This window comes from Bacillus sp. MYb209 (assembly GCF_002975175.1).
GTDB lineage: Bacteria > Bacillota > Bacilli > Bacillales > Bacillaceae_G > Bacillus_A.
The window spans coordinates 40,816-63,136 of the sequence record NZ_PCNZ01000023.1; the positions used below are offsets into that span (position 1 = coordinate 40,816).

The window sequence follows — 22,321 nt, forward strand, 5'->3', positions numbered from 1 at the left end:
CGAAAAAAAGTAGTATTCTAAGTGTGTAAGCTGTTATATAAAAAATCTTAGTCCTGTACTAATCAAAAATGGAGGAGATTAGGATGACTCAAGTATTAGAAAATGTAAAAAATGCGTGGGAAAACTTTAAAGGTGAAAAATGGAAAGCAGAAATTGATGTTCGCGATTTCATTTTAAATAATGTAAACGTTTACGAGGGAGAAGACTCTTTCTTAGCGGAAGCAACTGAAGAAACGAAAAAACTTTGGGATCAAGTAATGGATTTAACAACAAAGGAACGTGAAAACGGTGGCGTTCTTGATATGGATACAAAAATTGTTTCTTCTATTACATCACATGAACCAGGATATTTAAATAAAGATATTGAAAAAGTGGTCGGTTTCCAAACTGATAAACCATTTAAACGTTCTTTACAACCATATGGTGGTATTCGTATGGCGGAACAAGCTTGTGAAGCGTATGGATATGAAATGGATAAAGAACTTAGCAGTATTTTCAGAGACTGGCGTAAAACTCATAATCAAGGTGTATTTGATGCATACACACCAGAAATGAAAGCGGCTCGTAAATCAGGTGTTATTACTGGCCTTCCAGATGCATATGGACGTGGACGTATTATCGGTGACTATCGCCGCGTAGCGCTATATGGTATAGATCATTTAATTGCAGCGAAAAAAGCTGATTTTAATTTAACTGGCGGTGTAATGAGCGAAGATACAATGCGTTTACGCGAAGAATTATCTGAGCAAATGCGTGCACTTCAAGAGTTAAAACAGATGGCTGCTTCTCATGGATTCGATATTTCTAAGCCAGCTACAAATGCACAAGAGGCTTTCCAATGGTTATACTTCGCTTATCTTGCAGCAATTAAAGAGCAAAACGGGGCAGCAATGAGCCTTGGACGTACCTCTACATTCTTAGATGTTTACATTGAAAGAGATTTAGCAAATGGTACTTTAACAGAAGAAGAAGCACAAGAAATTGTTGACCATTTCATTATGAAATTACGTCTTGTGAAATTTGCAAGAACACCTGATTATAATGAACTATTCTCTGGAGATCCAACTTGGGTAACTGAATCTATTGGTGGTATGGCGCTAGACGGTCGTCCGTTAGTAACAAAAAACTCGTTCCGTTTCTTGCATACATTAGATAATCTAGGACCAGCTCCAGAACCAAACTTAACAGTTCTTTGGTCTAAACAATTACCAGAGAACTTTAAAAACTACTGTGCAAAAATGTCTATTAAAACATCAGCAATTCAATACGAAAATGATGACATTATGCGTCCTGACTACGGTGATGACTACGGTATTGCTTGTTGTGTATCAGCAATGAGAATCGGTAAACAAATGCAGTTCTTCGGAGCACGTGCAAACTTAGCAAAAGCATTACTATATGCGGTTAACGGTGGTAAAGATGAAAAGTCAAAAGCACAAGTTGGTCCTGAATACGCACCAATTACTTCTGAAGTATTAGATTATGAAGAAGTTATGCGTAAATTCGATATGACAATGGAATGGTTAGCTGGTCTATACTTAAATACATTAAATGTAATTCACTATATGCACGATAAATATAGCTATGAACGTATTGAAATGGCACTTCATGATACAAATGTTCTTCGTACAATGGCAACAGGTATCGCTGGATTATCTGTAGTAGCAGACTCTTTAAGTGCAATTAAATATGCACAAGTAAAACCAATTCGTGATGAAAATGGTATTGCAGTTGATTTCGAAATTGAGGGAGATTTCCCTAAATACGGTAACAATGATGATCGTGTAGATGAAATCGCAGTAAATCTTGTGAAAACATTTATGAACAAGCTTCGCAAACATAAAACATACCGTAATTCTGTTCATACAATGTCAATCTTAACAATCACATCTAACGTTGTATACGGCAAGAAAACTGGTAACACTCCAGATGGACGTCGTACTGGAGAACCATTTGCACCGGGCGCAAACCCAATGCATGGCCGTGATACAAAAGGTGCATTAGCGTCATTATTATCTGTAGCTAAATTACCATATGAAGATGCACAAGATGGTATTTCAAATACATTCTCTATTATTCCAAAAGCACTTGGTAAAGAAGATGATGTACAAGTACGCAACTTAGTATCTATGCTTGATGGATATGCAATAAAAGAAGGACACCACTTAAATATTAACGTATTTAACCGTGAAACATTAATGGATGCAATGGAGCACCCTGAAAAATATCCACAATTAACAATTCGTGTATCTGGTTACGCTGTTAACTTTATTAAATTAACTCGTGAACAACAAATTGATGTAATTAACCGTACAATGCATGAAAGCATGTAAGTGAAAAAAGTGTCCCTCCGCTTTTAATATATAGCGGAGGGAGGCTGTTTCAATAAAGGAGGAAGTAACATGGTAAAAGGAAGAATACATTCTGTAGAGTCTTGTGGTACTGTTGATGGCCCAGGGATTCGTTATGTCATATTTACACAAGGGTGTTTATTACGTTGTCAATATTGTCATAATGCTGATACGTGGGAAATCGGTAAAGGTAAAGAGATAACAGTTGAAGAAGTGATGCAGGATGTGACATGTTACCTTCCATTTATTGAAGCTTCTGGAGGCGGTATAACAGTTAGCGGTGGAGAGCCACTATTACAGCTAGACTTCTTAATTGAGTTGTTTAAAAAGTGCAAAGAAGCTGGTATCCATACAACAATCGATTCTTCTGGCGGTTGTTATTCTGAAGAACCAGAATTCCAAAATAAGCTAGATATTTTAATGGAGTATACAGATTTAGTTTTATTGGATTTGAAACATATTGATTCAAAGAAACATCGTAAATTAACAGGGAAACCAAATGAACACATTTTACAATTTGCTCGTTATTTATCGGATAGAAAGAAAACAATTTGGGTAAGACATGTATTGGTTCCCGGTGTTACCGATGGTGAAGAGGATCTGCAAAAATTATCAAACTTTATTCAAAGTCTATCTAATGTTAAGAAAGTGGAAGTGTTGCCATATCATAAACTCGGTGTTTATAAATGGGAGGCACTTGGACATAAGTATCCACTTGCAGATGTGAATCCACCGACAGAAGAAAATGTTGAGCATGCGAAACATATTTTAAAAGCAGTCTAATCCAAATATTGGATTAGACTTTTTGTTTCTTTATAATAAAATCTAGAGTATATATTTAGAAAAGAGTATACTGAAGAGAGAATATCCATATTTTTGTAAAGGATAGGCGGAGAAATTTACATAATTGTAAAGGGAAATCAAAATAGTAAAAAGAATTAAGAAGTAAAAGAGTGAGTATCATGAAATATAGAACATTTGTAAGTTATTGCGAAAGCTCTTATAGGAAAGTATAATGTAAAGATATGAGCACAGATAGGATTAAGGGGTCAATCTTATATGCTTTGCATATCCACGACAGGTACATAGCTAACAGGGGAATATTGGAATCCGAGTATGTAATGTTTAAGGAAAATGTTTTTCCTATTGTCGTATATGCAATAAGGAGAAACAAAAAGCTAGGAGTGGATTTGTTTGATAAAAAACCCCAAGGTTTTAATATTAACTGCACATTACGGTAACGGTCATGTGCAAGTAGCAAAAACATTAGAACAAACCTTTCGTCAAAAAGGAATCAAAGATGTAATTGTATGCGACTTGTTTGGAGAATCGCATCCAGTTATAACCGATATTACAAAATATTTATATTTAAAAAGCTATACGGTAGGAAAAGAATTATATCGTTTGTTTTATTATGGTGTAGAGAAAATTTATGATAAAAAAATAGCATCTTGGTATGCGAATTTTGGGAGAAAGCGTTTGAAGACGCTATTACAGGTGGAGAAACCGGATATTGTTATTAATACCTTTCCAATCATCGCTGTACCAGAATTGAAAAAGCAAATAGGTATTTCTATTCCTGTTTATAACGTATTAACGGATTTTTGCGTGCATAAAATATGGATCCATCGAGAAGTAGATCGTTATTTTGTAGCAACCGATCATGTGAAAAAAGTGATGGTTGATATCGGTGTACCTGCAGAGCAAATTGTTGAAACAGGGATTCCGATTCGTAGCAGTTTTGAGCTAAAGATAAATCCAGCAATTATATATAATAAATATCAGTTATGTAAGGATAAAAAGATATTACTAATTGTAGCAGGTGCTCATGGTGTGCTAGGGAGTGTAAAAGAGCTATGCCAGTCATTTATGTCAGTACCAAACTTACAAGTAGTTGTCGTTTGTGGGAAAAACGAAGCTTTAAAGCAGGATTTAATGGAACTACAGGAACAAAGTTCTGATGCTTTAAAAGTATTTGGTTATGTTGAAAACATTGATGAGTTGTTCCGTGTTACTTCTTGTATGATTACGAAGCCAGGTGGTATTACATTAAGCGAAGCAGCAGCATTACAAGTACCTGTCATTTTATATAAACCTGTCCCAGGACAAGAAAATGAAAATGCGTTGTATTTTGAAAAAAAAGGGGCAGCAGTTGTAATTCGTGATGATAGTGAAGTTTTTGCAAAAACAGAGGCGTTATTACAAGATGATATGAAGCTTCTTCAGATGAAAGAAGCAATGAAAAGTATTTATCGTCCTGAGCCAGCTGGTCATATTGTGGATACAATTTTGGCAGAAAATTATGCAGAGCCGAATCATATACCTATTAAATCACCAGCTCTTGCCGAATCTTTTACTTAATATGAAACCCCTCTTTTAAGCATTTAAAGAGGGTTTTTGTATTGTTGTAAAAAAAGCAAACGTGAATTATTAACTTATCCACAAAGGATCGCGCTTCTATTAGACAGTAAAGTCGGAATATTAACAACTATATCCACATAATCCACAATTTTTAGAAAATTATCCACAATTCTCACGTTTAGAATTCATTTTAATAAATGAATTCGTAAAATACTTTTGGAATTTATGCACAATTCTACGATTTTTGTGGATAAAGTTGTCCACAAAAAAGGTTCCTTATTTATAAGGAACCTTTTTTGCCAATCCACTGGAAAATCTTATGTAATGAAACTGAATAATTAGGGGGGAAACCTTCTAATTATTCAGTTTCACTTTAAATGCTTTTTGAGCGATAGCCCGCTGCACGATCTGCTTTTCGAAATTCTCGTTGATAGAGAACTTCTTGTGTACTAGATAATGTGTTTTTTGCTTTATCACGTTTCTTTTTATCCATTACAAATCACCTCGTGTCCTAAAGTCACTATCTATCGTTTCCAAAGACATGGGGTGATATACATATATGTCAAACTAGTAATGATTAATTATTATTTCTGAATTTTTAGATTACGCTTCTTTTAATTGGTGTGCTTCTTGGAACGTTGTATCTCGCATTGTTGCAAGTGTATATTGATCTTTTGGAATTTCATATAAATTATATACATCTTCATGCGCGTTAATTTCATCATAAACGGCTTTTCTTGTTTCATTTGCTAGATTTACATATTGTAGTTTTTCGGCAGCTTTAATAGACCGGATATTTATTTTACGAATACGCATAAAGATCGTTTCAATATCTAATTCGTAGAAAAGTTCGCTAAAAAATGAATCTTTCGCTAATTTATTATATCCTTTACCATGATAGGGTTTGCCAAGCCAGGTTCCGAGGAATCCGGCTTTTTCTTGCACATCAAATAAAGTAATTGTACCGATAGGGTTACCCCATTCATCTAAAATTGTGCGTGAGATTAATTCTCCACGCTCTTCGGCTTCAATTGTTTGTTTCGTTAAAAATAAATATTCTTCATAAGAATAAGCCTTTTGACGCACAAAAGGGAAGACAGCTGGATCCACCATCAACTCGTATAGAACGTGGCTGTCGTGTAAGTCGCGTTTTTTCAACACACTAACTCCTCCTCACACGAGGGTAGCATGACGAAAAAACACCCACCCTCGAAATTTTTATATCGATCTTTAAAAAATTTCGGGGTGGGAATCGAACCCACTAGAACCAGTTTATAACGCTGGTGGCGCACCATTTGCCTTCCCCATTCATCAATTTGAAAATGATAATCACGACACAAATTGATTATGGTTTCATTCAGTTTATAATCGTATAATACTTTATCTAGTCAAAAAAATAAACTAGTTTTTTTTATTTTTTTTGTAAATTATTTTTCCGTCAATCATGGTGAGTACAGGCTTGGCTAAATAATGGAAAGGATGGTGAGTCCATAGCACGAGATCAGCATCTTTTCCAACTTCAATGCTTCCAATTCTATCCTCTAAACGTAAATTACGAGCTGGAAAAATAGTTATTCCTTCCAAGGCTGTTTTTTCATCTAATCCTTCTCGAACAGCGATAGCGGCACAAACATTTAAATATTGAATTGGTGTATAAGGGTGATCTGTTGTAATAGAAACTTCTATGCCACTTTTCGATAATATATGATAAGTATCCCATGTTTTGTTTTTAAGCTCGATTTTCGAACGCCGTGTAAGAGTCGGACCAACTGAAATCTTTAAATTATGTTTCGAAAGTTCCTCAACAATAAAGTGTCCTTCTGTACAATGTTCAATACGTAAATCAAGATTGAATTCTGTCGCAAAGCGTAAAGCTGAAGTGATATCATCTGCGCGGTGAGCGTGGATACGTACCGGTATTTCTCGGCGGAGTGCTTTTAAAATAGGGAGCATTCGAAAATCAGCTTCATGCCCGTAGTGTTGTGCGTCATAGAATGATTCACGAAGTAACCCCATAATTCCCATACGTGTTATTGATTCTTTTGTGCCGTTGCTATGGACCTTTTTAGGGTTTTCTCCAAAGGCAATTTTTAAACCAGCAGGTTCCTGAATAATCATATGATCAATACAAGTTCCAGCAGTTTTTATTACACAAGTAGTACCGCCGATAATATTTTGGCTTCCGGGCATAACGTGAACGGTCGTAACCCCATTTTGTACAGCGTCTTGAAATGCAATATCAAAAGGATGGATCCCGTCTAAAGAACGGATATGTGGTGTTGAAACTTCAGATGTTTCATTTGCATCATTACCAGCCCAACCAGTGCCTTCGTCATAGAGACCAAGGTGCGTATGGACATCAATAAATCCAGGTAAGAGATGAAGGGCTCGTGCATCTATAACGGTCATATCTTGAGTAGGCTGAATAAAAGGTTTGACCTCGGTAATTCGTTCTCCTGTAACGAGTACATCGCCTTGAAACTTTTGGGATGTAATAGGATATACAATGGCTTGTTTGAGTAATATTTTCATAGGTACCTCATTTCTGTTACTTTATAATGTTAATGGAATTTAAGGGAAAGTAACTGAAAGGTTATTTGTGTAGTAATGCTCCGGATCCTAGAAAATGAAAGTTTTGGAGGGGATAGACTCCCTGTAAAACTGTATTTTAGAAGTACTACATTGTATGCGAAAGTATATTTTGTAATGCATGGTTTACTGTCGGAAATGTGTATTGATACCCATATTCAATTGCTTTAATAGGTAGTACATGTTGCCCTTCTAGTACAAGTATACTCATCTCACCAAATAAAGCTTGAAGCATAAATGAAGGAACAGGTAGCCAATGAGGTTTTCCTATTACAGTTGCAATATTTTCTCCGAATTCCTTCATTCTTATAGGTAGGGGGGCTGTAATGTTAAGAGGTCCGTCAATGTCTTCCTTGTGTATGATGAAATCAATCATGCGAACGACATCGTCTATATGAATCCATGATAACCATTGGTTTCCAGATCCAATTGTACCCCCAATATATAATTGATAGGGAAGTAGCATTTTTTGAAGAGCTCCTCCGTCTGCACCTAATACGACTCCAAATCTTGAGTAGATTGTTCTTATTCCAAGAGAACGTGCTTTAGATGCTTCTTGCTCCCATAAAAATACTGTTTCTGCTAAAAAGTCATTTCCGGAAGTTTCTTGTTGCTCGGTAAAAGACTCTGTTTCAGATGTTCCATAGTATCCAATAGCGCTTGCGTTAATAAATGTGTGTGGTTTTGTTGCGAGTGCTTGTAATTGTTTAATGAGTCCTCTTGTTGTTTGAATCCTACTGTTTAAAATTGTTTCTTTTTGTTTCTTTGTCCATCTACTATTAATAGACTCTCCAGCTAGATTAATAACTACATCGATAGAGGAGAGGGGGAAGGTCTGTAAATCCGGTGTCCATTGTACGTATTGAAGGTTAGTGTGTGAAGTTTCAGCAGTTTTTTTTCGAGTAAGAATGTAAACAGTATATCCCTTTTGAATAAAAAAACTAGAAAGGTATGTGCCTATAAAGCCAGAGCCACCAGAAATTGCGATTTTCACAATCATTTCCTCCTCATTATATATATTCTTGAAAAGCAAAAACGTTCCTTGACTATGTTAAAATAATAGAGAGGTGAGAGTATGACTGTCATTACAAAAATAGAAGTGCAAAAACGATCGAAAGAACGATTTAATATTTATATTGATAAAGGTCAAGGTGAAGAGTACGGGTTTAGTGTGAATCAATCAATCTTAATGAAACATGGGTTACAAAAAGGCTTAGAAATTGATGAAGTAGCGTTAGGGAATATTTTGTACAATGAAGAGGTACAAAAAGCATATTTACAAGCAATTTCCTATTTATCCTATCAAATGAGAACAAAACAAGAAATAGAAGATTTCTTACGAAAAAAAGAAGTGGGACAGGCCATCATCTCTGAAGTCGTTTCGAAATTATTACATGATCGATATATTAATGATAAAGAGTACGCTATTTCATACGTGCGAACGCAAAGTAATGTGAATCAAAAAGGTCCAACTGTTATTAGGAGAGGGCTATTAAGTAAAGGTGTTCAGGATTTAATCATTACACATAGTTTACAAGAGTATCCAAAGGAGAAGCAAATTGAGAATGCTTTGGTTCTTATAGAGAAGAAGAAAAAATCTTATCAAAAGCATTCATTTTTACAAATGAAGCTAAAGTTAGATGAAATGCTTGTTCGTAAAGGATATTCTAGAGATGTGATTCAAATTTGTTTGGAAGAACTGAAAGACGAAAAAGATGACGAACAGCAACAAGAGGCGTTACACTATCATGGGAATAAATATTATGAGAAATATAAGAAGTATGATGGTTGGACATTCGAAAATAAGGTGAAGCAAGCGTTATATCGAAAAGGATTCTCTATTGATGAGATAGAGACTTTTTTACAAATAAAACGTGAAGAGGGATGAGGAAATAAAATGGGTATGCCAAAACGCTACAGTGAAATGACGCCACATGAGCTAAGGGAAGAAATTGGGATTTTGAAGGAGCAAGCAGTAAAGGCTGAGCAACTTGGAATTGTAAATGAATTCGATGTATTAATGAGAAAAATGGCTATGGCTCGTGCTTATATGATAGATATAAATAAATTCCATATTGGTGAGACATATGAATTAGTAGAAGAACCTGGTGTGGTATTTAAAATTACGTATTTCAATGGAGTATTTGCTTGGGGATATAAGCAACATGATAATGAAGAGATTGGAATACCAATTTCCTTGCTACAAGAAAAATAAAAACCAGAGAGCGAATCTCTCTGGTTTTCATCTTTGGTAGGCGTTAAAGGAGATAGGAGATTCTAAAATTGGCGTTTTTTACATTCGTTTGCCAGTATAATGAGAGACTGGGTTTGTTGCGTCTGTCCATTAACTTGCGCCTTCGCATGTTTTGGACGAGTCCACGTATGGTTAAATAATTCAGAACGACTATCTAAATGGTCACGGTAGCTCATCTTTATCACCTCGTGTAGGAATTTAATTTGTACTACTCTTCCTGCTGATTTGCAGCACGCATACGTTCTTGTGGGTGCGTGTTAATTGTGCCGTTAGGTCGTTTCGAAGCGAAGCGTGATTTCGCTTTCGGTTGACCTTCGATTTTGCTGTTGTTTTTTGACTCAGACCAAAATTCGGCTTGTCTACCCATTAAGAACGCCCCCTCATTATCAGTTGATACCTCTTTAAGAAGTATCAATTATAGAATGTGCAAAATTGAAGAAACTATTCTTTAGAAATGAAGGGAATAAAGTGAAACTTTAACCAGTGGTTTTTTTCATCCCTCACGGGTTATTAGCGCGCATCAATCGGGATAAATAGGTAAAAGGAGAATAGAACATGAATGATATTTATGAAACATTAACGAAAGAATTATTAGATAAAAATGATAACCTTTCTTACGCACAAGCTCGTGCATGGGTTGAATTAATGTGGGAAGACTTCCAAACAACTTATGCTAAATCAGGTCGTTACCAAGGTGAGAAAATGGCTGAACAAGTGGTACGAACATGGATTAATAATCATGGAGGGCGCCTGCATGAAATGCGTACAAATAATCCGAAGTATAGCCATTTAATCAATCAAGAAGATCATTTGAAACATTAAAAAAAAGCGACGTAGGTCGCTTTTTTTAATGTGGAAGCAATTCCAGTTTCTTTCGAAGTTTTTCTTCGCTGAAAATCCATCCTGTATATGAACTAATAATATTTAAATTTTGATCGAGCTGAACGATTGCGACGAATGGATAATAATCTTTACTTCGATACCGCAAATCAATAAATCGAACTTCATAATAGTTATCATAATCGAAAATATCCCAGCGATATACAGGCGAGAAAGATAAGAAAGCAGATATATTTTCATCTCGCACAGCAGCTTGCATAATGGCGGTATTCGGGAACGGTACGCGATTAAATTTATCGTATACAAGGATGTTACCGCGGTGCCATCTTGCGACGTAGTAATGTTCAGTTGTAACGATGGCTAAATGATAATGATAAAATTTGTAAGAAGGAGAAATAATTACTTTCTCTACATTTTTGAAACGTTTGTATACTACACTTTTAATATTTCGATGCATCATAATGCGACCGATGTAGTAAACAAACATTAATATATACGCTGCTAAAGCAGTATAGCCTTTATGTGCTCCGACAAGCATACAGGCGATAGCGAGTATATGGATAAAGAAAATGACAGTATCAAACGTATTAATTATGCCGAGCGCTACCCATTTTTTTGTGAAGGGCCTTAATGCCTGTGTACCATAGGCATTGAAAATATCCACAAAGACATGAAGAAAGACGGCAATAAATGACCAAAGTAGTAGATGCAGATAGGGAGCGTCTGAAAAGAAGGCGAAAGAGATACCACTTATAAGGAGTGACCAAAGAATCACTGCAGGAATGGAATGAGTAATCCCGCGATGATTTCTTATATATTTAGCGTTATTACGCAATTTTAAAACTGTATCGATGTCAGGAATATTGGAACCGGCAATTGTTGCAAGCATCACTGCTTGTGGTCCAATATCACTTTGTGCTATAGCTGGATCTAATGTTGCCAAACTGCCTAGAGTAACGCCCATAACAAGGTGAGTGGCTGTGTCCATAGAAATCCACCTCCGTTTTTTATTAATGTAACTCTTTTTATTCGATACCTCAAGTCCTTTGCCTTCTATTTCCTATGTCATCTTACTTAAATTTTTTCCTAAAATCTTTATAATAGTACGTATATGCAAAAAAATGAGGGGGATCAAGTTTGACACTTGAAATATTAAATGAGTTTAACATAGAACAGTTTCAAAATGATTTAATTGGTTGGTTTGAAAAAGAACAACGTGATTTACCGTGGCGAAAAAATAAAGATCCATACCGTGTTTGGGTTTCGGAAATTATGTTACAGCAAACAAGGGTAGAGGCTGTAAAACCATATTACGCAAATTTTATGGGGAAGTTTCCTACGCTTGAAGCGCTAGCAACTGCCGAGGATGAAGAAGTATTAAAAGCATGGGAAGGCTTAGGGTATTATTCTAGAGCACGAAATTTACATGCTGCAGTAAAAGAGGTAAAAGAAGTATACGGCGGGACAGTACCGAGCGATGTAAAGAAAATTGAAAAATTAAAAGGAGTGGGACCATATACAAAAGGTGCCATTTTAAGCATTGCATATGGCATACCAGAGCCAGCGGTTGATGGAAATGTTATGCGCGTATTATCTCGTATTTTATCAGTGTGGGATGATATTGCAAAACCGAAGACGAGAAAAGTTTTTGAAGAGATTGTGCGTGAAATTATTTCGACAGAAAATCCATCTTATTTTAACCAAGGTTTGATGGAATTAGGGGCGTTAATTTGTATACCGAAAAATCCATCTTGTTTACTTTGTCCTGTACGTGAACATTGCAGAGGGTATGCTGAAGGTGTTCAAAAAGAACTACCAGTGAAGAGTAAAGCGAAAGCACCTACAATGGTACCGCTCGTTGCAGGAGTACTTCAAACTGAAGATGGCCATTACGTAATTAATAAACGCCCAAGTACAGGATTACTGGCTAATATGTGGGAGTTCCCGAATATTGAACTAGGTGAAGGTATTCGTAATCAGAAACAACAGCTTACGGATTATATGAAGGAGAGCTTTAATCTCTCTGTTTCAATTGATGAATACGCGATGAATGTACAACATACTTTTACACATCGTACTTGGGATATATTTATATTTTACGGAAAAGTAACAGGGAATATTGTCGAAACGGATACACTAAAGTTTGTGTCGAAAGAAGCGTTTGAACAGTTACCTTTCTCGAAATCACATCGTACAATTTACGAAAAGTGTGTTGAGAAAATTACAATGCAATAAATAATAAAAAACGTGTTCCAGAACTTTGGAACACGTTTTTTATATTGAAAATAAATTTGTATTTTGAGGCTGAAAATCCACACGTTTATAATCCGCCCCGTGACTCGATTTCTTTCACAACTTCTTTATAAATCGTTTGTCCCTCTACATTTAGATAAGGCATAATTTGCTGAAATGAATGATGAAAATAAGCTAATTCATCCTCTTTCCATTCATTTTTGGAAATCATAGTTAGCTCAGTCATATCACGTCCAGTATACATATTCCCACCTCCATCATATGTAGTTTGAATGAGTGATAAGAGATATATGCGGAAATTATAAAAAAGAAAATTACGGATAGTTTCTAGATAGATTGGTTACATTATTTGTTGTGGAGGTGAGAAAGATGAGTAAAAAACAACAAGGTTATAATAAGGCAACTTCTGGTGCTAGCATTCAAAGTACAAATGCTAGCTATGGTACAGAATTTGCAACTGAAACAAATGTACAAGCAGTAAAACAAGCAAACGCACAATCAGAAGCAAAGAAAGCACAAGCTTCTGGTGCTCAAAGTGCAAATGCTAGTTATGGTACAGAGTTTGCAACTGAAACAGATGTGCATGCAGTGAAACAAGCAAACGCACAATCAGCTGCAAAAAAATCACAATCTTCTAGCTCAAATCAGTAACGAAGAAAAACACTTCTCTAACTCAAGAGAAGTGTTTTCTTTGTGCGCGGGTCATTGTAATGAAAATATAATGACCGACATAACTTCTAATAAGTCAACAAATGTAGTCAAAGGAGAAAGAAGTTAACGATTAGAAATATGTAATAGGAATTATAACTGATGAATGAATTAAAAAGGGGGTAAGTGATGAACGATTTTGATAAGTTGGTAGGAGAGCAGTTGGAAACGATGGATGAGCTTTTAAAGTTACAATCACATTTAGAGAAGTATCAGCAAATTGAAATGAGTGGAAGGGATACGAGCGATAAAAAAGAATTGCATTTTATCCGTCAAGAAATATACAGAACAGAAATAGCATTAAAACTTTTGCATGAAAAATTTGAACAGCAAACGAATAATGTGATTCAATCTTTTGAGACCGAAAAAATAATTTCAAATTAAGGGTGAGATATGTTGTTGATTTTAGGGGAAAGTCCTTTCTTAAACAGAGATGAGGGGGACTTTTCTTTTTGTTATATCTTCGTTTAATCTTCTAAAATACGTATTGCTAACTCATAGAGGATTTTCCTTTATTAAAAGGGTTGGTGATGTGGTATTCAATAATACAAACTTCATTATATTCCTCATGAAAACAAGTGTCTTATCGCTTTAGTTTTAAAATTTTGACAAAAAAGTTATAATAGAAAAAAAGTGAATGCAGTTCAAGGGGTAGTTAAGACAACTTAAGAATGGCATTTGCAGTTGAAAGAAGGGAGCATATATGGGATTTCCCAAAGAAGGAGAAAAGGTACAAATACATAGTTATAAACATAATGGCTCCATTCATAGAATGTGGGAAGAGACAACGATTTTAAAAGGGACGCAGAGCCTTGTGATCGGAGCGAATGATCGTACAGTAGTTACGGAATCAGATGGCCGAACATGGATTACTCGCGAACCTGCGATTTGTTACTTCCATGCCAATTATTGGTTTAATGTGATTGGAATGCTAAGGGAAGAAGGAGTATATTATTATTGTAATTTAAGTTCTCCTTTTGCATATGACTCTGAGGCATTAAAGTATATCGATTACGATTTAGATATTAAAGTGTATCCGGATATGACATATACACTTTTAGATGAAGATGAGTATGAGAAGCATAGCCAAATCATGCAGTACCCACCTGTTATTGATACAATTTTAAAACGAAATGTAGCACATTTAACACAGTGGATTCATCAAAGGAAAGGTCCATTCGCACCGGATTTCGTAGATATGTGGTACGAAAGATATTTAATGTACAGAAATTAAAACAAACCTGCAGGGGATTTCCCGGCAGGTTTGTCCTATTAGAGGGGGGATTATGTGCAAGGTATAAAAAGATATTTACAATTTGTTAAACCGTATCGATGGCTTATTGCTATTACAATTATTATTGGTCTTGTGAAGTTTGGTATCCCGCTTATTATGCCATGGTTATTAAAGTATATTATTGATGATGTTATTCAAGGCACGGGATCGCTTCAAGAAAAAACGTCTCAATTAATAACCGCAATTGGGATTGCTTTTTTTATTTTTGCAGTAGTAAGACCGCCGATAGAATATTATCGTCAATATTTCGCGCAGCGCATTGCCAATACAATACTATACGATTTAAGAAAATACATTTTTGGGCACTTGCAAAAATTGAGCTTACGTTATTATTCGAACACAAAAACAGGGGAGCTTATTTCACGTGTAATCCATGATGTAGAACAAACGAAGGACTTTGTAATTACTGGTCTTATGAATGTCTGGTTAGATACTGCAACAATTGTTATTGCTATTATCGTTATGTTTTCTATGAATATAAAATTAACTTTTGTTGCTTTATTAATCTTACCTATTTATGTAGTTGCAGTGAAATATTTTTTCGGGCGCCTTCGAAAATTGACGAAAGAGCGCTCACAAGCGTTAGCAACTATGCAAGGGTATTTACATGAACGTATTCAAGGGATGCAAGTGACACGTAGTTTTGCATTAGAAGAGTATGAAAGAGGACAGTTTGAAAAGAGAAATAATGAATTTTTAACGAAAGCACTAACTCATACGAGTTGGACGGCGAGAACGTTTTCGGCAGTGAATACGTTAACGGATTTAGGGCCATTACTTGTTATTGGTTTTGCGGCGTATGAGGTAATTCAAGGATCGTTAACACTGGGGACTATGGTTGCTTTTGTTGGATATATGGATAGTTTATATAGTCCGCTTCGCCGCCTTGTTAATTCATCTACAACATTAACACAGTCTTTCGCCTCGATGGATCGAGTGTTTGAATTGTTGGATGAAAAATATGATATTGTTAATGTGCCAAATGCGGTGCAAACGAAAAGGTTAAATGGGGAAGTTATATTTGATAATGTTTCTTTTCGTTATAATGCGGATGAAAAAGAAATATTGCATAATCTGTCATTAACTATGCGCCCGGGAGAGAAGGTTGCGCTTGTAGGGGCAAGTGGAGGAGGAAAGTCATCTCTTGCTAGTTTAATTCCGCGTTTTTATGATGTTTCTGAAGGTGCAGTTTATATAGACGGGATAGATGTAAGAAAGTATAATATGAGAAATTTACGTAGTCATATTGGAATTGTGCTACAAGATAATTTGTTATTTAGCGATACAATCGGGGCTAATATTTTATATGGCAATCCGAAAGCTACAGAGGCGGAAGTGATTTCAGCTGCCAAAGCTGCACAAATTCATAATTTTATTACAGAGTTGCCAGAGGGCTATGGTACTGTCGTTGGGGAACGTGGTGTGAAATTATCTGGTGGACAAAGACAGCGTGTAGCAATCGCAAGGGTTTTTCTAAAGAATCCGTCTTTACTTATATTAGATGAAGCAACTTCCGCTTTAGATTTAGAAAATGAACGATATATTCAAGAGGCACTGCAAACGTTAGCTGCAGATCGGACAACAATTATTATTGCACATCGATTAGCGACGATTACGCATGTCGATACAATTATTTATGTTGAAGATGGTGAAATAAAAGAAAAGGGTTCTCATGAAGAGTTAATGAAAAAGAGGGGATTTTATTACAATCTATATCAACTTCAGCATATAACAGAAACAGCTCCTTTAGCGTAAAAGGAGCTGTTTTTTATTCGTCTTCTTTTTTATCTTCGATTTGGAGTTCGCTTTCTGGTTTATGGTATGTGTAGAAGCTATCCACAAGTAAATCTAAATGCTCTACTTCCTCACTGTAGTTAATAATTGAAGAAATAAGAGGGAAGAGGTGTAACCATATTTTATATGCTTCCTCATCGTCCTTATTTTGATAATCCATAAAGATATCAATCAATTCTTGTTTACCTGTTTCAACTTCATCAAGCATCTCAACGGATTGTTGTTTCTTTGCTTTACCAATAAATTTTAATAACACTTGTTCGTGATAATGCGTTAATGAATCAAGCTCGTTTTGAATAGATTCCTGAAACTCTTCTGGCATATAGCGCAGTTCATTTTCAGTGCGATGTAATGACTTTAACGTACTTAAAGCGCGGCTTGTTGTCGCTAACATTTGTCTGAATAAAACGAGCTTGCGAATTTTCGCGAACTGTATTTTTTTCGTGTAACTTCTTTCTTCTTTATACAGCAAATAGTAATGATTTAGTTTAATCATTTTTTCTTTCATGCGGTCAATATCGGTTTTTAACGTTGTAAAATCAGAAGCCTGCCTACTGTTCATACGAATCCATTTGACAATTTCTTCTGTATTATCAACGATGCGATGGTAAAGTTTTGTTTCATATTTTGGCGGCATAAATACTAAATTTACAAGCGAAGCCGCAATAATTCCAATCATAATCGTCGCGAATCGAAGTAAGGCAAAATTAAAGAAATCTTCGCCTTGATACTCCATAATGGCGATAACTGTTACTAAAGCGATTGATATTGTGTTTTCTAAGCGTAATTGTAAAGTAAGAGCAATTACTAATATACACGTTAATCCAATAATAAAAGGATTATGTCCAAAAGCAGTAGCAAATACGATAGCGAATACCGCACCAATTACGTTTGCTTGAATTTGCTCAAGAGCTGTTAAATACGAGCGGTATACAGACGGTTGAACAGCAAAGATAGCTGAGATTCCCGCAAATACTGGACTCGGTAATTGAAGTAAAATACAAGCAAATAAAGCTAATGTAATGGCAATACCCGTTTTTAAAATGCGAGCACCAAGTTTCATACCCTTATTGATATCCTTTCTCTTGTCATAATGAATGTACAACATGATACTATACATTCATTACAATATGTTAGCAAGTGATATTTTAGTGACGTTAAAAAGTTTAATAAATAAATTACAATCCATTTATAATTTCTCCAAATTCTCTTTAAACATCTATTCTTAATAAAAAAACCTGCTGAATTTCAGCAGGTTTCAAATTGTTATTCTAGATTACTATGCGATGCTTACTTCGTCAATTTTTTTATGAAAATAAATATTGTACATATCATTCAGTTGAAATAGATGGATCCGCCTGTTCTTTTTTCGGGATAATTTCATAGAAGTGAAGCTGGATATCATCTAATAATGGTGTTAACAAAGCAACTTCTTCATATTGTTCGTGCTCATTTAATACACGAATGTAGTCTAATAATAATTCATTCACATCTTGCAAACCATTTTTACTAATTGGCTGCAATGTTACATTTGCACCTTTAGCAATTCTTCTTTTTAAAGCGTGTTCTGTTAAACTTAAGTTTGGCTCATGACGTAAATAAACAACACCACCAGTCATGCCGGCACAAATCCATGGTCCAGGATCTCCTAAAACAAGAGCGCGACCATTTGTCATATATTCAAAAGCAAATCCTTTTATATTAGAATATACTCCGATATTTCCTTGTTCTTTTTCGCGGAGTGGTTTTGTAATTCTGCCTCCAATTATCATATCTGCTCCAGAAAGGCGAATGCCAGCACGAGCATCAGCGTTACCTTGCACGTATAGTGCTCCTTTTTGTGCGCCGTATCCAAATCCTTTTCCGACAGAACCGTTATAATATGTTCCATCTTTTCCTTTTGCTTTCGTTATATAAATGCCACCGCCAAATGAAGTTTTTCCAATTCCGTCTTGCGCGCCGCCATTTACGTGTATAAATAAGTTCTCGCTATTGTACGCGCCTAATCCGTTTCCAGGAACAGATCCGTTTGTATACTTTAATGTAAGTGGTTCAAGATGAGTATTTTCATATAATTTGCTACGAATACGATAACAGGATTCTAGACCGCCCATTACGCGTTGCTCTACGCCGACGCTTACTAATTCTTTTGACTGGAGAGAATTTGTTGTTTCAAATTGTTTTTCTTGTACAGATGCCGTTATTTTCACGGATGAATCTTCTATCGTTTGTATTAAATTACGTAAGTCTAATAAGTCCTTGCCTCGAGTTTGTTCTAATAAATCCGATCGTCCGATAATATCTTGTAAGTTTGTGTAACCGAGCTGCCCTGTTAAACGTTTCAATTCTGTACCGAAAGTAGTGAATAGGCTTAATAGCCCTGTAACTGCGCTTTCTAATTCACGTGGAACGAAACGGCGCAGTCCATGTTCTTTCGCTTGAGCTTCAGATTCAATTTGTGTTGCAATTCCGACGTGGCACGTATCGAGATGACAACCACGGCAAGTTGTACAGCCAATTGCAATCATTGATAATGTGCCAAATCCAATTCGATTTGCTCCAAGGAGCATGATCTTTAAGGCGTCATTTACACTTCGAATACCGCCATCTGCCCAAATTTCTACTTTATGTCTCATATTTGCTTCTAGTAACGCATTGTGAGCAGCTTTAACACCGATCTCTACAGGAAGACCTACATGTTGCAATGCGTGAATACGTGCAGCGCCTGTTCCGCCATCAAATCCGCTAATGTTAATAAAATCCGCACCAGCTTTTGCGATACCGACAGCAATTGTTCCAATGTTAGGAACGACAGGAACTTTTACGGCTACTTTTGCAAGTTGATTAGCCGTTTTAATTTCTGTAATCATTTGAGCTAAATCTTCAATTGAATAAATATCATGGTTATTAGATGGTGAGATTAAATCTGAACCGATAGTCGCGTTACGTGCTTCAGCGATTTTGGCTGTTACTTTGGAACCTGGTAAATGTCCACCTTCACCAGGTTTTGCGCCTTGACCGATTTTTATTTCAATTAAGTTTGATGAATTTAGTAATTCAGCGTTTACTCCAAATCGGCCAGATGCAACTTGTTGTCCGCGTGTATGTGGGTATTTACCAATCATATCTTTAATTTCGCCGCCTTCACCGTTCAAACTAATCATATTTAGTTGATCAGCAGCTTCTGCATATGCACGGAAGGCAATTTCATTTTGAGAACCAAATGACATGGAACTAATAATAAATGGTAAATCATGATTGTGAATGCCGATGGACACTTCTTCAGTCGGAACTACATGCTGTGCTTGTTTTGTTTGAACAAGGTGCCGAATTGCGATTGGGTTATTTTCTTCTAATTCACTTAACTTATCGCGGTAATCATCATAAGGGTTTCCTTTTGCAACATCACCAATTGCTTTCCAAATCCGCGGGAATATATGAAATGATTTTCTCATTCTAACTTTTGGATTGTTATAATCATCAGCTCGAATTTTTGCATCTTCAGCAAGTGATTCAAGTGAAAAAGCTAAATTATTTGAACCGAAGAAATTTGTGATTTGTAATATGTTAGCGATTTCCTCATGTAATCCGATAGAGGAGAAGAGGCGACCGTAACCGCGTAATTCATGAATTCCAATCGTTGAAATTACTTTCTCTAGTCCTTTATTAAGTGCAGTATACAAATTAGCAATTGATGCTTTTGTTCCATCATTTACCGTCGCGAACAATAAATATGGATTAATACCATCTGCCCCTAATCCGTATAGCGTGACGATATCGTGTAAGGAGCGAAGGGCACCGGAACGTATAACGAGAGAGCATTTCCGGCGTAATTTATTTTCAGTTAATGCTTGATGTACTTTAGCAGTAACTAAATGTGGATCAATCCATAATAGTCCATTTTGATGAGATTTAGCGTCATCTAATAATAGTAGGGAAGCCCCATTTTTAACGGCTGCTATCGCTTCGGAACTAATTCGATTTAATGCGATTTGTAGAGTTTCTGATGGACTAAATGTAATAGAAATTGTAGAGACAGAGCTATGAGTAATGAATAGCTGTATAAGTTGTTCGTACGTAATCGTGTGTAAGTCTGCCGCGATAGATTGAGCTAAATTCTCTTCTAAAATAATGGGTGAAAGCATCTCGATTATAAATGGTTGTTTAGAGTTATCTAATAAACCCGGACGCTCTCCGAGTGCAGTACGTGTGGAGAAGTGTTCGACTTCTCGATCACGATCGATTGCTGGATTTGTAACAACGGCCACACTTTCCTTAATGAAATCAGCAATATTTCGTCTATCTGTATCAAGTGCGGCAAGTGGTGAGTCATGCCCAAGTGACCGAATTGGTTCGACGCCTTTTGTTGCCATCTGTTCAAGGAGCTGAATATGTTCTCGATCCCAGCCGAAAGCAACGTATTGCTTCGTTTCAACTTGAACAGAATCACATAATCCCTCAGTTTCTTTCGTTTTAGGGATAGATAAGTTTACATGATAATTGGTAACATCGATTCGTTTCTTAAAACGGTTATATACTTCAATTTGATAATTGTCGTATTCATAGAGAACGAGCTCATCTTGTTCATTCCATTTTAATCCAACTTTTTCTCCAGGAGCGAGTGGTTTCGGCTCTGCTACATATTCAGTTGGTGATACAACTCCAGGTTCAGAAGAGAAAATATAGGAGCTCTCTGTCTCTACTTTCCAAACTGGTCGTAATCCAAGGGAATCGACACTGAAAACAGCTTCATCTTTATAACGTGAAATAATACCAGCTGGACCTTGTGCGAAATGCCCCCAAGCCTCACGTATATAAGTGTATAAGTTTTGTAAGTTTGTTTCGTAAAGTTTTATTTCATTAATAATTGGTGGAAATAATATATCCATTGCTTCAAATAAACTGTAGTTATACTGAACGAGAAGGGTTTCTAAGGTGCGGTTTAAATCTTGGGAATCACTACCCCCGGCAGTAAGTGGTACATTAATCATTTCAGCTTGATCGCGTAATTTTGCAATCGTGTTAATTTCGCCATTATGTCCGAGAATGCTAAATGGTTGTACACGAAAAAAATTAGATAACGTATTAGTAGAATAGCGATTATGTCCCAGTGTCATAGTTGAAGCGATAAGTGGGTGTTGTAAATCATTGTAATAAGCAACGAGTGTATCGCCAGCACCGAGAACTTTATATACAACATGTTCATGACTTAATGAAGCAACATGAATTGCTTCATTTTCTTCGATTTTTATTGTTACAGAAAATAATGTTTGTTCAATATTTTCAACTTCACTTTCGGCGATAAGGGCAATTTGCCAAAATAAAGGTTCTTCTTGTTTACCAAGAGGACCGAGTGCATCTGAGTTTATTACATCATCATTTTCTAGAACAATTGTAAAGTTTTCATTGTTTAGTTGCGTACGAATGTAATCTTTTAACTCAGCGATATTTTCTTTTTTGTTTAGAAAAAAATGTCCAACGATAAAGTGGGGATGATCCACAATCGTTGGATTATATCCGCTACTTTTCAGTTTTTCATTCCAAAGTGCTTTTGGCATGTCGATATGAATTCCGATACCATCTCCTTCGCCATTAATGAAACCAGCTCTATGATTCATTTTGACTAGTGATTGTATACAAAGGTCGATGTTTTCCTTGGTAGGAATTCTTCGTTTTTCCATAACGGAAACGATTCCACACGCATCATGTTCTGCATTTTTATAATTCCGAAATAAAGACGGTGTCCATTTATTTTTTTTATTGAGCATCCGTCAATCCCCCCTCTGGAAAATGAATTCTGAATAATCTTACTATTTAAGGCGTGAACTGCCTTGTATACAGGGATAGTAAGGATATAAAAGATTATAAAACAGATAA

General features: G+C 36.0%; 21 protein-coding genes. 11 read left to right on the plus strand and 10 right to left on the minus strand.

Annotation, left to right across the window (positions count from 1 at the left end):
* The first annotated feature begins 83 nt into the window (after positions 1-83).
* From pflB to CQZ94_RS23895, 3 genes are all read left to right on the plus strand, one after another.
* A complete protein-coding gene (gene pflB, locus CQZ94_RS23885) occupies positions 84-2,333 on the plus strand; it encodes a formate C-acetyltransferase (RefSeq protein ID WP_105587374.1) in 2,250 nt (749 codons plus the stop codon).
* A 69-nt stretch (positions 2,334-2,402) separates the two neighbouring features.
* Positions 2,403-3,134, plus strand: coding sequence for a pyruvate formate-lyase-activating protein (gene pflA, locus CQZ94_RS23890; RefSeq protein WP_105587375.1), 732 nt, complete (start codon positions 2,403-2,405; stop codon positions 3,132-3,134).
* Between the two features lie 411 nt (positions 3,135-3,545).
* Complete coding sequence (locus CQZ94_RS23895) at positions 3,546-4,712, plus strand: diglucosyl diacylglycerol synthase (protein WP_105587376.1); 1,167 nt, start codon at positions 3,546-3,548, stop codon at positions 4,710-4,712.
* 373 nt (positions 4,713-5,085) lie between these two features.
* Here CQZ94_RS23895 and CQZ94_RS23900 read toward each other — a convergent pair whose 3' ends face one another.
* The 4 genes from CQZ94_RS23900 to CQZ94_RS23915 form a co-directional block, all read right to left on the minus strand.
* Positions 5,086-5,205 carry a YfhE family protein gene (locus tag CQZ94_RS23900; RefSeq protein WP_000358484.1) on the minus strand — a complete coding sequence of 40 codons (120 nt, stop codon included), beginning with the start codon at positions 5,203-5,205 and terminating at the stop codon, positions 5,086-5,088.
* Between the two features lie 110 nt (positions 5,206-5,315).
* Positions 5,316-5,873 carry a GNAT family N-acetyltransferase gene (locus tag CQZ94_RS23905; protein ID WP_105587377.1) on the minus strand — a complete coding sequence of 186 codons (558 nt, stop codon included), beginning with the start codon at positions 5,871-5,873 and terminating at the stop codon, positions 5,316-5,318.
* Positions 5,874-6,113: 240 nt separating this feature from the next.
* On the minus strand, positions 6,114-7,244 hold the full coding sequence (locus CQZ94_RS23910) for an amidohydrolase (RefSeq protein WP_105587378.1): 1,131 nt from the start codon (positions 7,242-7,244) through the stop codon (positions 6,114-6,116).
* 145 nt (positions 7,245-7,389) lie between these two features.
* Positions 7,390-8,295 (minus strand): TIGR01777 family oxidoreductase, encoded by a 906-nt coding sequence (locus CQZ94_RS23915; RefSeq protein WP_105587379.1) that lies wholly within the window; start codon positions 8,293-8,295, stop codon positions 7,390-7,392.
* 81 nt (positions 8,296-8,376) lie between these two features.
* Here CQZ94_RS23915 and recX point away from each other — a divergent pair, with 81 nt between their 5' ends.
* Positions 8,377-9,189 (plus strand): recombination regulator RecX, encoded by an 813-nt coding sequence (gene recX, locus CQZ94_RS23920; RefSeq protein WP_105587380.1) that lies wholly within the window; start codon positions 8,377-8,379, stop codon positions 9,187-9,189.
* Between the two features lie 9 nt (positions 9,190-9,198).
* Complete coding sequence (locus CQZ94_RS23925; RefSeq protein ID WP_105587381.1) at positions 9,199-9,516, plus strand: YfhH family protein; 318 nt, start codon at positions 9,199-9,201, stop codon at positions 9,514-9,516.
* A 62-nt stretch (positions 9,517-9,578) separates the two neighbouring features.
* Here CQZ94_RS23925 and CQZ94_RS23930 read toward each other — a convergent pair whose 3' ends face one another.
* Both CQZ94_RS23930 and CQZ94_RS23935 read right to left on the minus strand, forming a co-directional pair.
* Positions 9,579-9,731, minus strand: coding sequence for a YpzG family protein (locus CQZ94_RS23930; protein ID WP_002174744.1), 153 nt, complete (start codon positions 9,729-9,731; stop codon positions 9,579-9,581).
* A 32-nt stretch (positions 9,732-9,763) separates the two neighbouring features.
* Positions 9,764-9,922 carry a small, acid-soluble spore protein K gene (locus tag CQZ94_RS23935; RefSeq protein ID WP_002113845.1) on the minus strand — a complete coding sequence of 53 codons (159 nt, stop codon included), beginning with the start codon at positions 9,920-9,922 and terminating at the stop codon, positions 9,764-9,766.
* Between the two features lie 188 nt (positions 9,923-10,110).
* Between CQZ94_RS23935 and CQZ94_RS23940 the strand changes: the two genes are divergently transcribed.
* On the plus strand, positions 10,111-10,377 hold the full coding sequence (locus CQZ94_RS23940; protein ID WP_105587382.1) for a YfhJ family protein: 267 nt from the start codon (positions 10,111-10,113) through the stop codon (positions 10,375-10,377).
* A 25-nt stretch (positions 10,378-10,402) separates the two neighbouring features.
* Here CQZ94_RS23940 and CQZ94_RS23945 read toward each other — a convergent pair whose 3' ends face one another.
* Positions 10,403-11,383, minus strand: a complete 981-nt coding sequence (locus tag CQZ94_RS23945) for a metal-dependent hydrolase (protein WP_105587383.1) — start codon at positions 11,381-11,383, stop codon at positions 10,403-10,405.
* Positions 11,384-11,532: 149 nt separating this feature from the next.
* Here CQZ94_RS23945 and mutY point away from each other — a divergent pair, with 149 nt between their 5' ends.
* Positions 11,533-12,630, plus strand: a complete 1,098-nt coding sequence (mutY, locus tag CQZ94_RS23950; protein ID WP_105587384.1) for an A/G-specific adenine glycosylase — start codon at positions 11,533-11,535, stop codon at positions 12,628-12,630.
* An 85-nt stretch (positions 12,631-12,715) separates the two neighbouring features.
* On the opposite strand, the gene CQZ94_RS31320 is transcribed toward mutY, so the two are convergent.
* Positions 12,716-12,892, minus strand: a complete 177-nt coding sequence (locus CQZ94_RS31320; RefSeq protein WP_002091123.1) for a hypothetical protein — start codon at positions 12,890-12,892, stop codon at positions 12,716-12,718.
* A gap of 125 nt (positions 12,893-13,017) precedes the next feature.
* Between CQZ94_RS31320 and CQZ94_RS23960 the strand changes: the two genes are divergently transcribed.
* The 4 genes from CQZ94_RS23960 (at position 13,018) to CQZ94_RS23975 (ending at position 16,405) form a co-directional block, all read left to right on the plus strand.
* Positions 13,018-13,299, plus strand: coding sequence for a gamma-type small acid-soluble spore protein (locus CQZ94_RS23960; RefSeq protein ID WP_105587386.1), 282 nt, complete (start codon positions 13,018-13,020; stop codon positions 13,297-13,299).
* A gap of 186 nt (positions 13,300-13,485) precedes the next feature.
* Positions 13,486-13,740: a YgaB family protein gene (locus CQZ94_RS23965; protein ID WP_105587387.1), complete on the plus strand. Its 255-nt coding sequence runs from the start codon at positions 13,486-13,488 to the stop codon at positions 13,738-13,740.
* Between the two features lie 319 nt (positions 13,741-14,059).
* Positions 14,060-14,590 (plus strand): nucleoside tri-diphosphate phosphatase, encoded by a 531-nt coding sequence (ntdP, locus tag CQZ94_RS23970; RefSeq protein ID WP_000506627.1) that lies wholly within the window; start codon positions 14,060-14,062, stop codon positions 14,588-14,590.
* A gap of 54 nt (positions 14,591-14,644) precedes the next feature.
* Positions 14,645-16,405 (plus strand): ABC transporter ATP-binding protein, encoded by a 1,761-nt coding sequence (locus CQZ94_RS23975; RefSeq protein ID WP_105587388.1) that lies wholly within the window; start codon positions 14,645-14,647, stop codon positions 16,403-16,405.
* A 13-nt stretch (positions 16,406-16,418) separates the two neighbouring features.
* On the opposite strand, the gene CQZ94_RS23980 is transcribed toward CQZ94_RS23975, so the two are convergent.
* Entirely contained in the window at positions 16,419-17,507 is a 1,089-nt protein-coding gene (locus CQZ94_RS23980; protein WP_000765794.1) for an FUSC family protein, read from the minus strand.
* A 268-nt stretch (positions 17,508-17,775) separates the two neighbouring features.
* Complete coding sequence (locus CQZ94_RS23985; protein WP_105587389.1) at positions 17,776-22,212, minus strand: glutamate synthase-related protein; 4,437 nt, start codon at positions 22,210-22,212, stop codon at positions 17,776-17,778.
* Between the last annotated feature and the right edge of the window lie 109 nt (positions 22,213-22,321).

Bases quoted from the DNA above. Each gene is read 5' to 3' on its own strand.
- pflB (WP_105587374.1), top strand. From the start codon at position 84: ATGACTCAAGTATTAGAAAATGTAAAAAATGCGTGGGAAAACTTTAAA.
- pflA (WP_105587375.1), top strand. From the start codon at position 2,403: ATGGTAAAAGGAAGAATACATTCTGTAGAGTCTTGTGGTACTGTTGAT.
- CQZ94_RS23900 (WP_000358484.1), bottom strand. From the start codon at position 5,205: ATGGATAAAAAGAAACGTGATAAAGCAAAAAACACATTATCTAGTACA.
- CQZ94_RS23910 (WP_105587378.1), bottom strand. From the start codon at position 7,244: ATGAAAATATTACTCAAACAAGCCATTGTATATCCTATTACATCCCAA.
- recX (WP_105587380.1), top strand. From the start codon at position 8,377: ATGACTGTCATTACAAAAATAGAAGTGCAAAAACGATCGAAAGAACGA.
- CQZ94_RS23925 (WP_105587381.1), top strand. From the start codon at position 9,199: ATGGGTATGCCAAAACGCTACAGTGAAATGACGCCACATGAGCTAAGG.
- CQZ94_RS23930 (WP_002174744.1), bottom strand. From the start codon at position 9,731: ATGAGCTACCGTGACCATTTAGATAGTCGTTCTGAATTATTTAACCAT.
- CQZ94_RS23935 (WP_002113845.1), bottom strand. From the start codon at position 9,922: ATGGGTAGACAAGCCGAATTTTGGTCTGAGTCAAAAAACAACAGCAAA.
- CQZ94_RS23940 (WP_105587382.1), top strand. From the start codon at position 10,111: ATGAATGATATTTATGAAACATTAACGAAAGAATTATTAGATAAAAAT.
- CQZ94_RS23945 (WP_105587383.1), bottom strand. From the start codon at position 11,383: ATGGACACAGCCACTCACCTTGTTATGGGCGTTACTCTAGGCAGTTTG.
- CQZ94_RS31320 (WP_002091123.1), bottom strand. From the start codon at position 12,892: ATGTATACTGGACGTGATATGACTGAGCTAACTATGATTTCCAAAAAT.
- CQZ94_RS23960 (WP_105587386.1), top strand. From the start codon at position 13,018: ATGAGTAAAAAACAACAAGGTTATAATAAGGCAACTTCTGGTGCTAGC.
- CQZ94_RS23965 (WP_105587387.1), top strand. From the start codon at position 13,486: ATGAACGATTTTGATAAGTTGGTAGGAGAGCAGTTGGAAACGATGGAT.
- ntdP (WP_000506627.1), top strand. From the start codon at position 14,060: ATGGGATTTCCCAAAGAAGGAGAAAAGGTACAAATACATAGTTATAAA.
- CQZ94_RS23980 (WP_000765794.1), bottom strand. From the start codon at position 17,507: ATGAAACTTGGTGCTCGCATTTTAAAAACGGGTATTGCCATTACATTA.
- CQZ94_RS23985 (WP_105587389.1), bottom strand. From the start codon at position 22,212: ATGCTCAATAAAAAAAATAAATGGACACCGTCTTTATTTCGGAATTAT.